The 15,657-nt window shown below is 54.1% G+C and carries 11 protein-coding genes and 1 pseudogene; 4 read left to right on the top strand and 8 right to left on the bottom strand.

Annotated features, from left to right (window positions below):
* The 4 genes and pseudogenes from AD948_RS09670 to secD form a co-directional block, all read right to left on the bottom strand.
* A pseudogene (locus tag AD948_RS09670) lies at nt 1-564 on the bottom strand (IS5 family transposase); the annotation flags it as partial.
* Between the two features lie 149 nt (nt 565-713).
* Complete coding sequence (locus AD948_RS17755; protein ID WP_082782387.1) at nt 714-2,777, bottom strand: glycosyltransferase 61 family protein; 2,064 nt, start codon at nt 2,775-2,777, stop codon at nt 714-716.
* 151 nt (nt 2,778-2,928) lie between these two features.
* Entirely contained in the window at nt 2,929-3,867 is a 939-nt protein-coding gene (secF, locus tag AD948_RS09655; RefSeq protein WP_061471681.1) for a protein translocase subunit SecF, read from the bottom strand.
* Nucleotides 3,868-3,879: 12 nt separating this feature from the next.
* Nucleotides 3,880-5,445: a protein translocase subunit SecD gene (secD, locus tag AD948_RS09650; protein ID WP_187668703.1), complete on the bottom strand. Its 1,566-nt coding sequence runs from the start codon at nt 5,443-5,445 to the stop codon at nt 3,880-3,882.
* Between the two features lie 373 nt (nt 5,446-5,818).
* Between secD and AD948_RS09645 the strand changes: the two genes are divergently transcribed.
* The 3 genes from AD948_RS09645 (at nt 5,819) to AD948_RS09635 (ending at nt 10,019) form a co-directional block, all read left to right on the top strand.
* Nucleotides 5,819-6,802, top strand: a complete 984-nt coding sequence (locus AD948_RS09645) for a Gfo/Idh/MocA family protein (protein WP_061471702.1) — start codon at nt 5,819-5,821, stop codon at nt 6,800-6,802.
* A gap of 204 nt (nt 6,803-7,006) precedes the next feature.
* On the top strand, nt 7,007-8,938 hold the full coding sequence (locus AD948_RS09640; protein ID WP_006558958.1) for a ribonucleoside-diphosphate reductase subunit alpha: 1,932 nt from the start codon (nt 7,007-7,009) through the stop codon (nt 8,936-8,938).
* 64 nt (nt 8,939-9,002) lie between these two features.
* Nucleotides 9,003-10,019 (top strand): ribonucleotide-diphosphate reductase subunit beta, encoded by a 1,017-nt coding sequence (locus tag AD948_RS09635; protein ID WP_061471679.1) that lies wholly within the window; start codon nt 9,003-9,005, stop codon nt 10,017-10,019.
* Nucleotides 10,020-10,150: 131 nt separating this feature from the next.
* Here the strand turns inward: AD948_RS09635 and AD948_RS09630 are convergent, their stop codons facing one another.
* Nucleotides 10,151-10,921: a tRNA1(Val) (adenine(37)-N6)-methyltransferase gene (locus tag AD948_RS09630; protein WP_061471677.1), complete on the bottom strand. Its 771-nt coding sequence runs from the start codon at nt 10,919-10,921 to the stop codon at nt 10,151-10,153.
* A gap of 115 nt (nt 10,922-11,036) precedes the next feature.
* On the opposite strand from AD948_RS09630, the gene AD948_RS09625 reads away from it, so the two are divergent.
* A complete protein-coding gene (locus AD948_RS09625) occupies nt 11,037-12,107 on the top strand; it encodes a polyprenyl synthetase family protein (protein ID WP_058989006.1) in 1,071 nt (356 codons plus the stop codon).
* Between the two features lie 71 nt (nt 12,108-12,178).
* Here AD948_RS09625 and AD948_RS09620 read toward each other — a convergent pair whose 3' ends face one another.
* From AD948_RS09620 to AD948_RS09605, 3 genes are all read right to left on the bottom strand, one after another.
* Nucleotides 12,179-13,411 carry an MFS transporter gene (locus AD948_RS09620; RefSeq protein WP_061471674.1) on the bottom strand — a complete coding sequence of 411 codons (1,233 nt, stop codon included), beginning with the start codon at nt 13,409-13,411 and terminating at the stop codon, nt 12,179-12,181.
* A gap of 561 nt (nt 13,412-13,972) precedes the next feature.
* Entirely contained in the window at nt 13,973-14,824 is an 852-nt protein-coding gene (locus AD948_RS09610; protein ID WP_061471670.1) for a glutamate racemase, read from the bottom strand.
* Nucleotides 14,825-14,837: 13 nt separating this feature from the next.
* Entirely contained in the window at nt 14,838-15,590 is a 753-nt protein-coding gene (locus tag AD948_RS09605; RefSeq protein WP_006558967.1) for an orotate phosphoribosyltransferase, read from the bottom strand.
* Between the last annotated feature and the right edge of the window lie 67 nt (nt 15,591-15,657).

Raw genomic sequence — 15,657 nt, 5'->3', positions numbered from 1 at the left:
ACGCAAAAAAAGAACCAATTAACGGTTCTTCGATCCCTCCATTTGCAAACAGATGTTTCACCCACGGCCAGAGTTTGCTGATGACATCCAGGATTATCTGCCCTCCTGTGCTATTCGAAATATCGGCAGATGTCAGCCTGACCAGAAGCAACCGACCATCCGTATCCACGGCAATGTGCCGCTTGCGCCCAATGATCTTCTTGCCGGCGTCGTAACCCCGTTCCTTTGTATGGCGTGTTTTGATGCTCTGGCTATCGAAACGGACCCGGATGGGCTGGCTTCGTGTCCTGCATTAGGCAGACGTTATGAATGGTCTGGAACAGGAAACGGCGCATCAGCCGGCGGAACCACCACTAGATGGTCTGCCATGGACCGAAATGAGCCGGCAACATTCCCCCCCCCTGAGCGGACAAGGTAGCGCAGCGCGTTGATGATCTCGCGAAAATTGGTTGTCCGCTTCCGGTCTCGCAGGTTCGCAGGCGGCATCAGGGGCGCTATGCGCTCCCATTCCTCATCAATCAGATCAGAGGGATAGCGCTTCGTATGGCGCGTAATGCTGGCCATACGACCTCGTTGTACTGGCGTCCATAGCTTGTGCGTTTGAAACACGCTCAAAACCTCTTGAAAACCTATCACATTGAATTTCCAAAAGGGCTATAGCTAATTAGTTGTTTCCCCTGCTGCACGAACTATCGTGTGCAGCAGGGGAAACTTCATAGAACATTAAAAAAACTATTCAAATCATTTGTGTGGCATTTAAAAAAAGTATTATTCCGATCATCTTTACGGCTCTCACTCTCATAAACTATTACATTGCGATCTCCTGAAAGTCTTCCCAGATTTATTTGCACGTCTCCCAATGGATTGATGGTGCCAACAGTTGTGCCTCCAGCAGCATAAATAGAGGCATGCTGTGCGGAGCCATGTTCTCCTATCTGGATCTTCGTTTCACACATGAGTTTTATCTGTTCAGGAATGGAAAGCTTTTCTGGAGCAATAACCTCAAAGCCACGATGCCTTGCTTCTTCTTCGAACCATTCTTGCTGCTCAAAAATGCGCTGATGTGTCTTATTTATTTCCCAGGTTCTCCGGCTGAGGCAGATTTTTCTGAATGGTTCACCATCAAATTTCACATAATTTCTATAAAATTCTCTAACAAAAGGGTTGAAGACATAATTTCTATGCAAATACTCAGCCACAATAGCTTTGCGAAGCAACCAACGTTCTCTTTCATGATCGAAAAATAATATCTGGTCTTTTTCGATATTAAAAAAGACGTTGAGGAGATTAAGGGCCCACTCCGGAGTTTTGACTGGGAAAATAATCTTTATCTTTCTAAATTCACTTTCCCCTATAACACTGCGGATAAGTCCTAATCTAGGGAGGTCGTCTACGATATAATGACCATAGCACCCATAGCCAGCGCTAAAAGCCGGAATAACTGGTTCGTTGATTACTTGAGTTACACCCAATTTTGCGGGACATCCCCAATGACCTCCGCGGCTTTCCATTTCACCAACGTGAGAGAGGTAGCTATCCAGTTGAATGAATTTGTCATCATTCCATAAGCAGCCGTGGCCACTCAACCCAATCATATTCCATTCGTAAACATGTGCAGCTGGTGTGATGGCGTAACGTGATTGACGCTTATTCCAATCAGGATGTTTATTGTGGCCAATTATTTCAAGAGGTATACCAGGCTTCAGAATAGTCGCTTGAGCTGCTCCAAGAATTGTATTTCTGTTGTGATCTAAAAATAGACCGGCTGCAGTTTCTTGGGGAATAAGGGCCGGAGCAGGTTCTGTACTAAAGCTGTCTAATTTAGAAATTCCACCTAAATTTTCGTCTTGATCGTTAAATTCTACGATGCAATCAAAAGTTTTGCGTGCAAGAAGTTGAATTTTATTGTGGATAAGATAATTTGGGTTTTCACATAGCCGGTCAAGTAAATGTAAAGTAAGGGCTTGATGGTCAGTGAATTTGTCATGAGAAGAATTGGTAAGAGAATATTCTGTAAGTGTTACTGCCCGCTGTAGAAAGCTTTTAATAAAAGGGTGTCGAGGTGTGCTTGCAATAAAAAATTTATCTATTCTATTGGGGCTGTAGAATAGTACTAATTCATTGGGGGAATTTAATAAGGCTGAGATTGGAGCCCGATCTACTGAAAAGACATCCCCGAATACGCCTCCTTCCCAATAAAGGAATGAAAGCGCTGTTAAGTCAGCTTGGCCAGCGGGATATCCTATACGATTGTAGGCTTCCAATGTACGAGGACCGAGATTTGTTTCAATATAATCTTGTGCTTGAGTTCCATTGAAGCATTTGTAAAGAAAACTTCTGTTTTTTTGTGACCAGCTAACTTTATTTGAATCTTCAGGTGTATATACAGGTTTGTCTGGCCGCACTTGAATGATTTTTGGGGGGATTGGGCTGGGAATATAGTTTTCGGGCAATACTCCACCATTGTCAGCTCGAGCGACAATTTCTGGAGTTTGGCTAATAATTAAATCTAATAAAGGCGTCCAGCCTTGACCGAATTGCCTCGAGGCAACGTAATATAATTTACCCCAACAAGCTTTGTCGTGCTTATTATTTGACGTCCCAAGTTTTTCTAGGGATATATTTTCTAAAAATCTGACGTTTGAGATTATATCATCTGTCAGATCGTCAGATAATATAGAAGCAGGAGTTATGGTATTTTCTAATGGCTGATTTAAAAGTTGCTTCAGAACGTTTTTTTTCCATTCTAAAAGGCTGTTTTTATCAAAGTCGAGCATTCTAAAACACTTTCTTCTACGTAGCTGGTCATGTGCTAGTTTGTTTTAGCTTAAGTTTTTTAGAAGAGATGGTCTACCCATGTATCTTTGAGCCGCTTATTTTTATAAAGCAGGAGATATTCAGGAGCTGATTTTTTTGATCAAATCAGCTTCATAATCTTTTCTCGAGCGCTTTCGCATCTCGCTTCAACCGTCCCTCTCCCATAAACAGCAGTAGCGGGGCGGCGATGAAGATGGAGGAGGACGTTCCTACTACAATGCCGAACAGCATTGTCCAGGCGAAGCCGGAGAGGGTGGTTCCGCCGAACAGGGCCAAGGGCAGGGCGGCCAGGAAGACGGTGGAGGAGGTGCCGAGTGTGCGGTTGAGGGTCTCGTTGATGGAGAGATCAATCAGTTCGCGCAGCGGCATGGTGCGGTATTTGCGTAGGTTTTCACGTACGCGGTCGTACACCACCACTTTATCATTGGTTGAATAGCCAAGGATGGTCAGGATGGCCGCCACCATCACCAGATCAAACTCAAAACCTGTAATCACCAGGAAGCCCATGGTCTTGGTCAGATCCAGCACCAGTGTAATGACGGCGCTGAGGGCAAATTCCCACTCAAAGCGGAACCAGATATAGGCAAGGATCATCGCAAGGCTCAGGCCAAGGGCCAGCATGCCGTTGCGGAACAGTTCGGATGAAACGGATGCGCCAACGGCATCGGCCCGTAGAACAGTTGTGCCGGGCTGAGCTTCATCGACGGCGTGGCGCACGCTATCAACAACCTTGTTGGTTTCCTGCCCATCGCCCGCGTCCAGCCGGATCAGCACGTCGTTCGGTGCGCCAAACGCCTGGATAGAAGCATGCGTGATGTTATGGGCGGCCAAAGCGGTACGAAGTTTGCCGAAATCGGCCGGGCCGGATGTTTTGGCTTCCACCACAATCCCGCCGCGAAAATCCAGTCCGAGTGTCAGGCCCGGATAGAAGAACAGCCCGATGGAGGCCAGAGACAGCACGGCTGAGGTAATCAGGCCCGCAAAGCGCCCGCGCATGAAGTTGATATGGGTATCCTTGCGCACAAAACGCAGGAGAGGACGTCCGAACATATGCGCCTCGTCTCAGACTGGAAGGCTGGTGGGGCGCGTGAGCGCGTACCAGCGGACCATAAGCAGCCGGGAAAGGAGAAGGGTGGTGAACAGCGTGGTGGCAATACCGATGGTGATTGTCAGCGCAAAGCCGCGCACGGGGCCGGTGCCAAACACAAACAGCATGACATGTGCCAGAAGGGCCGTGGCGTTACTGTCCACAATGGTGGAGGTGGCACGCTCAAAACCGGCCTGCATGGCTGCCAGAGGCGTACGCCCGCGAGCCACTTCTTCACGTATACGCTCATTGATTAGAATGTTGGCATCAACCGCCATCCCTAATGTCAGCAGCATGCCGGCCATACCGGGCAGGGTGAGTGTGGCTTCAAACAGGGAGAGGATGGCCACCATCAGAACCAGGTTGGCCAGCAGGGCAACGTTCGCGTACCAGCCGAAGCGGCCATAGAACAATGCCATGAACAGAATGACCATCACGAAGCCAGCGGCCAGACTGAGCATGCCAGCCCGGATGGAATCTGCGCCTAGAGACGGACCGATTGTGCGCTGTTCAACCACGCTGAGAGGAGCGGGCAGAGCGCCAGCGCGCAGCATAAGGGCGAGGTCTGTCGCGCGCTGGGCGTCAAAGCCGCCTGTGATCTGACCATTGCCACCCGTAATGGGGGAGCGAATGACCGGCGCTTCAATCACCTTATTATCAAGCACAATGGCGAAGCGCTTACCGACATTGGCTTGCGTGACGGTTGAAAAAGCGTGCGTGCCGATTGAGTCAAACGTGAAGGAAACGGCCCATTCGCCTGACTGGGAATCAATGGCGGCACCAGCGTTTGTCAGGTCCGTGCCGTCAACATCTACATGATCATAGACGGGTAGGGGGCCACCTTCCGCCGGGTTGGACATGGGCAGCAGGCTGACGCCAGGTGGCGGAGCCGTAGCGTGCATGGGGTTTGAATCGACCAGACGGAACGTCATCTTGGCGGTGGTGCCCAGCAGAGTCTTGATCCGTTCCGGGTCGCTCACGCCAGGGAGTTCCACGACAATGCGGTCGTCGCCCTGACGGGTGATTTCGGGATCAACCGCACCTGTGGCGTCAATACGGCGGCGCACGATCTCGATGGACTGGGTCACGGCTTCACGAGCACGGGCTTTTACCGCATCCTGAGACAGGGTCAGGACAATGGAGCCATTATCCTGCTTCTTGACCGTGAATTCGTTGGGAACAACGCGCGGCAGTTTTTCCAGCGCGGTTACGTCAGCATCAGCTTCAGACGGATCACGCGGGTTGAAGGAGACGGTGCCTGCATCCGCATTGGTGGTAATGTTGCGATAGCCAAGCTGGGATTTCAGCAGGGTTTCCCGCGTGGTGTCCGCCAGCGTTTGCAGGCGGTCATGCGTCAGGCTTTTCAGATCCACCTGCATAAGCAGATACGAGCCGCCGCGCAGATCCAACCCAAGGTGGATTTGCCGCCAGGGCATGGACGGGAAGGGGTTGCGCAGGCCATTGGGCAGGCAAAGCAGCAGACCTAACAGGCATACACCCAGTACCGAGGCCAACTTGAGGCGGCTGTAATACATTCTCACCTGAAACAATCGGTTTTTGTCGCCCGGAACATGCCGCTCCCTTGCGTGTGATGCAACACTCTGTGGCGATATGAAGGAGGGTGTCCGGTATTCGGCGTGGGAAAGTGGCCTCCTTGCATCAGTCTGAAAGCGCGGAAAGCTGCCCGCAAATGGGTAGAGACACCCACTGAAAAACTATTTTCGATTCGGAGAGAGAAACGGGAGGGAAGCCTCACTCTCCCGGTTTTGCGGCGGGGGAAAACACAGGCTCTTGGCAGGAGCATGGAAGGCGATTAAGAACAAAATAGAAACATAATCTGTGATTTTGGGGTTTGTGCTGTGGGCTGCTACCGCTGTGTCGAATGAAAGTGCGCGGGATGAGGAAGGATCGGGAATGACACAGGGCAGCTTGCGGGTTGGGGTGATTGGAGCCGGACATTTCGGGCGCTACCACACCCTGAAAGTGCGGAGCGTGCCGCGTGAGGTGCTGGTGGGTCTGTTTGATCCGGACATGCGCAGGGCTGCCGAGGTAGCGAAAGAAGCCGGGTGCCCGGTTTTTGAGAGTGTGGAAGACCTGTTAGCCCAGTGTGATGCTGTGGTGGTTGCAGCCCCGGCAGAGTTCCACTTTGAACTGGCGGTGCAGGCGCTGCGGGCCGGTAAGCATGTGCTGGTGGAAAAGCCGGTGGCGGCCACGTTGGAGCAAGCGGATTTTCTGGTCACTCTAGCAGATGAAACCGGACTGGTGTGTCAGGTTGGGCATTTGCTGCGCTATTCAGCCGAACATGAGGCTATCACCCGCCGTATCACCCGCCCTCTTTATATAGAGGCAACACGGATTGCGCCTTTCAAGCCGCGTGGCACGGATGTGTCTGTGATTCTCGATCTGATGATTCATGATCTGGATCTGGTGTTGGCGATTGTAGATAGCCCGATTGCGCAGGTGGATGCCCTGGGGGCAGCGGTCAGTTCAGCCCATGAGGATATTGCCAATGCACGTGTCCGTTTTGAAAATGGCTGTGTAGCAACCATTACCGCCAGCCGAATCTCCCTGAAGACAGAGCGCCGGATGCGACTGTTTTCTGAGGAAGGCTATCTCTCTGCCGATTTTGGTAAGCGCGAGTTGACCATGATTGGTAAAGAGCGCGGGATTCCGTTGCCGGGAACGGGTGGTTTCCGGCGGGAAGCGATCTCTTGGAAAGATCATGATTCGCTCCACGCGGAACATGAGGCCTTTGTGGCGGCGTGTCTGGATGGAGCGCCGGTTGTGGTGGATGTCCGGGCCGGACGCCGCGCTCTGGCAGCGGCATTGGCCGTGGCGGATGGAATTGAAGAGTCACGCAGACGGATGGAGATGTCGGGTCTGATTGGCGTGGTCTGAAAAAAATATTCAGCCCCGTATATCTGACGATCGCTGAAAACTGCGCCAAAAGTGGAAAGCAAGTTTTTTTTGCCGATTCAGGGTGAAAAAAAACACTAGATATAGGGTCGATGATGGCGCAAAAACGCGAGATATGGTGCCGCGGCAGAGCGCGCCCACAAGCACAGCCACACCTTACCTAAAGCAAGCGGAGCAAGTGACCTCATGACTCTGGTCGACGTTCAGGAAAATGAAAGCCGCCGTCCCGAGACGCGTGAGGTCGGTACCGGCGATCTGTTCGAGCCCGGTAAGCTGGAAGACATGGTTCAGTTGCCTGGCCATCACCAGGTAAGGGTGGACCGTTCACGCGATGCGCTGCTGACACCGTTTGGCAAGGCCACGCTGGATAACCGCTACCTGCTGCCTGATGAGAGCTATCAGGATCTGTTCGGGCGTGTGTCGTCCTATTACGGGGCGGATGCTGCGCATGCGCAGCGGATTTATGACTATATGAGCCAGCATTGGTTCATGCCCGCAACGCCGGTACTCTCTAATGGGGGCACCACGCGCGGCCTGCCTATTTCCTGCTTCCTGAACGAAGCAAGCGATAGTCTGGAAGGCATTGTGGGGCTGTGGAACGAAAATGTGTGGCTGGCCAGCAAGGGCGGCGGCATTGGTTCCTATTGGGGCAATCTGCGTTCCATTGGCGAAAATGTGGGCCGGAATGGCAAGACATCCGGCGTTATCCCCTTCATTCGGGTGATGGACAGCCTGACGCTGGCCATCAGTCAGGGGTCTCTGCGTCGCGGCTCCGCTGCTGTCTATCTGCCGGTCTGGCATCCGGAAATTGAAGAGTTCATTGAAATTCGTCGTCCTACAGGGGGTGATCCCAACCGGAAGGCGCTGAACCTGCACCATGGTATTCTGGTGTCTGACGCTTTCATGCGGGCCGTGGAAGCGGACGATGAATGGGGATTGGTTTCCCCCAAGGACGGCACGGTTATCCGTAAGGTGTCTGCCCGCGCACTGTGGATCCGTATTCTGACAGCCCGTATGGAGCAGGGCGAGCCATATATTGTGTATTCAGACCACGTGAACAACGCGCGGCCGGAACATCACAAGCTGGCGGGGCTGGAAGTCAAGACGTCCAATCTGTGCTCGGAAATTACGTTGCCGACTGGGGTGGATCATCACGGAAAGCAGCGTACGGCAGTCTGCTGTCTCTCGTCCCTCAATCTGGAAACGTGGGAGCAGTGGAACGATAACCCTCAGTTCATTGAAGATGTGATGCTGTTTCTGGATAACGTGTTGCAGGACTTCATTGACCGTGCACCGCCGGAAATGAAGCACGCAGCATATGCCGCCGCGCGGGAACGTTCTGTTGGGCTGGGAGTTATGGGGTTCCATTCCTTCCTTCAGGCCAAAGGCGTTCCGTTTGAGGGTGTGATGGCAAAGGTTTGGAATCGCAAGATTTTCAAACATATCCGCGAACAGGCTGATGCAGCATCCCGCAAGCTGGCGGATCTGCGGGGACCGTGCCCTGATGCGGCCGAATATGGCGTGCATGAACGGTTTTCCAACAAGATGGCGATTGCGCCTACGGCGTCCATCTCCATTATCGCCGGGAATGCGAGCCCCGGAATTGAGCCGATTGCCGCGAACGTGTTCCTGCAGAAAACGCTTTCCGGCTCCTTTACCGTGCGTAACCGCCACCTGCTGAAGCTGTTGCAGGAGAAGGGCAAGGATACGGAGGAAGTGTGGTCCTACATTACGCTGAACAAGGGCAGCGTGCAGGGGCTGGACTTCCTGAGTGATGATGAAAAGGCCGTTTTCAAGACTGCCTTCGAACTCGATCAGCGCTGGATAGTGGAGCACGCGGCAGACCGGCAGCCCTATGTGTGTCAGGCGCAGTCAGTCAATCTGTTCCTGCCTGCCAATGTGCACAAGCGGGACCTGCATCAGATTCACCATATGGCATGGAAGAAGGGCCTGAAATCCCTGTATTATTGCCGGTCGCTTTCCATCCAGCGGGCAGATACGGTCAGTAACGTGTTGACCAAGGCCGATGTGCTGGCGGCGGAAGATGCACAGAGAGCAGAAGCCGCTTCGGCATCGGGCAATAACAACAACTATGATGAATGTCTTGCCTGCCAGTAAAAGGCAGGGAAGTCATTCAGCGTCTTGTTTTTAAAGAAAATGCTTCAGGTATGAGGACAGCATCATGAGCGAAACACAACCCGGGGGCGGCGAACAGGAACAGCATTTCGATCTGCTGACTTCCAATCCTGTTTACAAGCCGTTTCGTTACCCGTGGGCCTATGATGCATGGCTGACGCAGCAGCGCCTGCACTGGCTACCGGAAGAAGTGCCGCTGGCAGACGATGTGAAAGACTGGCACCGTGTACTGAATGAAAGCGAGCGGCATCTGGTGACCCAGATTTTCCGCTTCTTCACGCAGTCCGATGTGGAAGTGAACAATTGCTACATGAAGCACTACAGCCGGGTCTTCAAACCCACTGAAGTGCTGATGATGCTCTCGGCGTTCTCAAACATCGAGACCATTCATATTGCGGCATACAGCTATCTGCTGGACACGCTGGGCATGCCCGAAGCGGAATATTCTGCATTCCTTAAGTATAAGGAAATGAAGGATAAATACGATTACATGCAGGCGTTCTCCGTGGACAGCAAGCATGAGATCGCCAAGACGCTGGCAGCGTTCGGTGCCTTTACAGAAGGCCTTCAGCTTTTTGCGTCCTTCGCCATTCTGCTGAACTTCCCGCGCTTCAACAAGCTGAAGGGCATGGGGCAGATTGTGTCCTGGTCCGTGCGGGATGAAACGCTGCACTGCCTGTCCATCATCCGCCTGTTCCGCGTATTTGTGCACGAAAACCCGGAAATCTGGACGGAAGAGCTTCAGCAGGAACTGCGCGATATCTGCGCTACCATCGTTGAGCACGAAGAAGCGTTCATTGATCTGGCGTTTGAAATGGGGCCGGTTGAAGGGTTGGATGCTGCACAGGTGAAAACCTACATCCACTTCATTGCAGATCGTCGTTTGATTCAGCTTGGGCTTGAGCCTCTCTACAACACGACAGCTAATCCGCTGCCGTGGCTGGATGACATGCTGAACGCGGTTGAACACACGAACTTCTTCGAAAACCGTGCAACCGAATATAGCCGTGCGTCCACCACTGGTACGTGGGAAGAAGCCTTTGAGGCGTCCGTTTTTGAATAAGGGTTAAAGATTTTCCCTAAAGGAAACGTTTGTAAGAAAGGCCATCCTTGCGGTGGCCTTTTTTTATGGAGGCAGGGTATGTGGTGCAGATTTTTCGTGAGAAAATTTCTGTAACTACTTGTTATTAAAGTTTAAATCCGAGAATTCTGTTGCCGGTGCAGGATGAGTGGACTGCCTTCTTTCAGAATGGCACGGCTTTCTGGAGTAAACCCGCCTTCCTGCTGGTGCAGGACAAGGCCAGGCAGGATGCGTGAGGGGCTTTTTACGCCATAGCGCGCCTGGATCAGCATAAGGCGCGCTTGTCGGCCGGTTTTGGGCCACAGGGGGCACAGCGTTACATCTCCAAACCGGGCGCGGGTCAGGAAGGTGCACGCCGCAGCCATCTGAGTGGCGGGCAGGGCCAGCGTCAGGCTGCCCTTATAACGGAGTAGTCGTGTGGCTCCTTTGATCCAGCTTTCCAGCGTGTCCGGCATGGCGCGGCGGGCAAGGTCTCGTTGCTCCATGGGTGAGGCGCTGCTGTCCGTGTCATGCCACGGCGGATTCGCAAAGCAGTGGTCAAATTGGCCGAAGGGGAAGTCGGGAGGCAGGGCGTCAGGGAAACGGGCGTTCAGAAGCGTGACTCCGGTGCGTCCATTGGCCTTGAGATTATGCTCCGCCAGAGCGAGAGTGGCGGAATCCAGTTCGATGCCCCATACGCTCAGCTCTGGTATGCGATGAGTCAGGCACAACAGCCCCGCGCCTGCGCCACAGCCGATTTCTGCCACGCGCTGGCCGGGGCGGGCGGGAACGGCGGCCGCCATAAGCACAGGTTCAAGGCCGGTTCTGTTCCCTTTGAGGAATTGGGAGTAAAGAATTTTTCCGGCCATAAGGGTGCCGGAAGAAAGCGCGGAAAGATCGGGCATGACCGGCCTTGCCAGAAAGTGTCTGGCTGTCTTGAAGTGGTTGAACCTTGACCGTTTTTCTGGTGCCCCGCATATGGTTGGACGTCAACTCATCCCATGGCTGGGGGAATAGCGTTTGGGTGTTGCAGTTAGTCTGCCAGAATCTGGCACGGCCACAAGCCAGGATGGATCTAGTGTTTCTGTGAGTAAGCCAGGAGAAGCGGGCTTAAGAGCCTTGGCCGATTACCTCGCGCAGGATATGCGCGCGTGTAACCAGGTTATTATTGACCGTATGCAAAGTCCGGTTGCGTTGATTCCGCAGTTGGCGGCCCATCTGGTGGCTGCTGGCGGAAAACGCCTGCGTCCTTTGCTCACGCTGGCTTCGGCCCGGATGTGCGGTTACGATAATCAGGACGGCAAGTTGCGGCATGTTGAAATTGCCGCGTGTGTGGAATTTATTCATACAGCCACATTGCTGCATGATGATGTGGTGGATGAAAGCCAGCTTCGGCGTGGGCTGGCCAGCGCCAACGCCATTTTTGGCAACAAGGCCTCCGTGCTGGTGGGGGACTTCCTGTTTGCCCGTGCCTTCCAGATTCTCACGGCTGATGCATCGCTGGATGTGATGGCCATTCTCTCCGCTGCATCTGCCACCTTGGCGGAAGGCGAAGTGATGCAGATGACCACGCAGAATGATCTTTCCACATCGGTCGATCAGTATTTGCAGGTTATCTATGGCAAGACGGCTGCTCTGTTTGCTGCTGCCTGCGAATCTGGTGCCGTAATTGGAGAGGCAACACCTGAAAAGCGTGAAGCGCTGCGGGTATATGGCGCCAATCTGGGCATGGCCTTCCAGCTTGTGGATGATGCGCTGGATTACGCAGCGGATCAGGCCGTGCTGGGCAAGGAAGTGGGTGATGATTTCCGTGAAGGGAAAGTCACGCTTCCGGTGCTGGCGGCGTATGAAGCCGGGAGTGAGGAAGACCGTGTTTTCTGGCGGCGCGTAATTGAAGACTGCGAACAGACCCCAGAGGATCTGGATGCGGCGCTGGCCCGGATTGCGGCAACAGATGCCATTGCGACCACTTTGGCGAAGGCGGAAGATTACGCGGCCAAGGCGCGGGAAGCGCTGGCAATTTTTGATGAGAGCGAGATCAAGTCTCTCCTGATCGAAACCGCCAGTTATTCGGCCAGTCGCGCAAGTTAAGCTGTTCAAGCTTGACCGGGTAAGCGGGAGAGGCCAGAGACTGTGTGTCTGGCCTCTTTTTTGTGTACCTCTCAGGGGTTAGCTGGAGCTGCTTTGTCTGCTGATCTGACGTCTTTCAGGTTAGGCAGAAAGGCTGTCAGAAGCCCGATAGCGGGCAGATACGCACAGACATGATAGACAAATTCAATGCTGGTGTGATCGGCCAGTTGGCCGAGAACGGCGGCTCCTAGTCCTCCCATACCGAAAGAGAAGCCGAAGAACAGGCCCGCAACCGTGCCAACCCGGCCCGGCATGAGTTCCTGCGCATACACCACGATGGCCGAGAAGGCTGAAGACAAAATCAGGCCGATGATAATGCTCAGGCCGATAGTGGCATTAAGTCCCGCATAGGGGAGTATGAGGGTAAAGGGCAGCACGCCCAGAATAGAGACCCAGATCACCAGTTTGCGGCCAATCCTGTCTCCCACTGGGCCGCCAATGATGGTGCCTGCCGCGGCCGCGGCCAGAAAGACAAACAGATAGGTCTGTGCTGTGCGGACGGGTAAACCAAAATGGTGCATCAGGTAGAAGGTGTAATAGCTCGTGATACTCGCCAGATAGAAATATTTGGAAAAGACCAGCGCGATGAGGATAAAGAGCGCCTTGCCGACCTGAGCCCTGCTGAGATGGGCATGGATGGCGGTGAGGGAGGGTTTGCCAGCCTGTGCTCGGCTGTTGTGTTCATACCAGCGACCCAGAATGCCCAGCAGGGCCATGCCACCCAAAGCGACTAGTGCGAACCAGGCAAGACTTTCCCGCCCCCGAGGCACGACAAAATAGGCGGCAAGAAGCGGCCCCATGGCGGTGCCGAAGTTACCGCCCACCTGAAACAGGGATTGTGCCAGCCCGTGTGCGCCGCCTGATGCCTGACGTGCGATCCGAGACGATTCGGGGTGGAAGATGGAAGAGCCGATGCCAAGCAGCGCTGCCCCACAGACCAGAAGCACGTAGGACGGTGCAAAGGCGAGCGTGACCAACCCGATCAGGGTAAAGCCCATGCCACAGGGAAGAGAATAAGGGCGTGGTTTGCGATCACTCACTAACCCGACAAGCGGCTGAAGCAGGGAGGCGGTAATCTGGTAGGTAAGAGTCAGGAAGCCGATCTGCCCGAAATTCAGCGCAAAATGTCCTTTCAGAACCGGATAGAGCGCTGGAAGAAGCGATTGCATGGTGTCGTTGAGAAAATGGCAGAAACTGATAGCCCCCAACACCGGAAACACGGTGGACGCGGTGCGGACGGGGCGGCCGACGACAGACTGGCTCACGAGACGATCCTTGTTATTTTTCTTAAAGCTGTTGGAGGTCTTCCTGTCAGGGAGCCTGAAACAGCCTTTTGTGCGTCTTTCGGAAAAAGAGGGCCGTTGTTGGTATCGCTGGCCCATTTGACAGAAGCCTAGCTCTGCGGATCAGGCTTTGTCACGCGCGCTTGTTATAACGAGGCGGTGAAGCCTTATCCCGAAAGGGTGAGGTGGTTTCAAAAATCTGGAGGTTAAGGCGGCCAGATCACTTTAGGGCTGAAAAGGCTGGGTTGCCGTTAGGATGGTGGCTGTGTTAGGCAAAGAGGCACCACATTCAGGCAAAAAAGAACCACAGATTGGCCTGAGTGATTTTGGAAAAAGCCGCTCAGGTGCCGCTCTGCCGCTGTACGACGTGGCCAGTCAGGTTAGCCCGGAAAAAGGCGCTAACCGGGTTTGGAAGAGGAGGTGCAGAGCGTGGACGGAGAAACAGCCGATAATTTTTTGCCACGCTGTTGTTCTGGGTGCGCTTTTACGTCTGCCGCCCTTGGGACGTATTTTGTCGCGGGCCTCTACGCTGCTTGGTTTGGGCTAGGCCGTTATTTTTTGTGATGCGGGCAGGCTTGGCCAGAGCGTTATCTCATCAAACCCGAAATCGGGCAGCTTTCGCCGCAGTGCCTCTGCTTCAGGAGGCATGGAGGTAAACCAGGCACGGGGCTGGACCGAAGGAGATGTCGCTTCCGGCTGGTTCTGAAGAAGGGTGAGCGTGTGGCGCGCCACGGCATTTGCTGGGTCCAGCCATGTGATACGAGGCGGAGAAAGAGCCCGGAGTTGCTCCAGCACGAATGTATAATGCGTACATCCTAGGCCTACGGCATCCAGTTTACCCGTGGTATCGCGATCAAACAGGCCCGCAATTTCCCGCTGAATAGCGCTTGGCGGCACGTCCTCGCCCCGGAAAAGATGCTCCGCGCAGGCGGCCAGACCCGGTGCTGCATGGGCGATCAGGGTGCAATCCGGTGCATACAGGGCGTGCAGGCGGTTCAGATAGGGCCGCCGGATGGTGGCGCGGGTGGCCAGCAGGCCAATAACGTGAGAGCGGGTGAGACGGGCGGCCCAGCGGATGGGGGGCACGCACCCGATAAAGGGGATCTCTGGCCATGCTGCGCGCAACGCATCCAGCGCAAGCGTGCTGGCTGTGTTGCAGGCAATCACAACAGCCTGTGGGCGTAGCCTGCTGATGGCCTCGGAAACGAGGGTGAGAATACGCTCAACCAGAAACGCGTCATCCTGCTCACCATAAGGAAAGACGGCTGTATCAGCCAGATACTCTATGGCCAGTGCAGGATTAAGCGTGCGTAAGGCCCGCACAATGCCAAGCCCACCGATTCCGGAATCAAACGCCAGAAGATGGTGTGTGCCTGAATGTGCGGGAGCAGTCATTTTTCTGCGAAGATCAGCCTTGTTTAGCTTTGTATTCTGCGGCTTCTTCCAGGCTGCCAACACCGCCGTGGCGGGCAGACCATGCGCACGGATCTTCAAGGAAGCGCCTGACTTCTGCCGCAGCAGACTCCGAGAAATAAGGACGGGTTGAGCAGGCTTCCAGAACGTCCCACCAGGTGCAGAGCGAATGCAGGGCAACATTCATTTCAGACAACGTGCGCTGCGCACCGGGGAACACACCGTAGTAAAAGACCACGAATGCGTGGTTTACAAGCGCACCAGCATCCCGCAGGGCGTTGGCGAAACGTACTTTGGATGCGCCATCCGTGGTGAGGTCTTCCACCAGCAGGGTGCGCATGCCTTCGGGCACATCGCCTTCAATCTGGGCATTACGGCCAAAGCCTTTGGGCTTCTTGCGCACATAAGCCATGGGCAGCAGCATGCGATCCGCCATCCACGCAGCAAAGGGAATGCCGGCTGTTTCTCCGCCAACCACGGCATCCAGGCTTTCATACCCAACGTGCCGGCCGATTTTTTCTACACCCAGTTCCACAATTTTCTGGCGGGCACGCGGGAAGAAAATAATGCGGCGGCAATCAATATAGACCGGGGATTTCCAGCCGGAGGTCAGGGTATAGGGTTCTTCCGGGCGGAAATTGACAGCTTTGATTTCCAGCAACAGACGTGCCGTGCTCAGAGCCGCATCGCGGTCCCAATCGCTGGTCTCGCCAGAATGGGGGGCGGCCAGGTTTGCGGGTGACGTCATGAAGCGTTTCCTTGAATTGGCGGTTGGAATTTGCTTTGCAATAGCCTCAGGCAGCCTGAAAATCTAT

The organism is Acetobacter senegalensis, from assembly GCF_001580995.1.
Taxonomy (GTDB): domain Bacteria; phylum Pseudomonadota; class Alphaproteobacteria; order Acetobacterales; family Acetobacteraceae; genus Acetobacter; species Acetobacter senegalensis.
The sequence above is the reverse complement of the archived record's forward strand: the minus strand, read 5'-3'. Positions and strand labels throughout refer to the sequence as shown.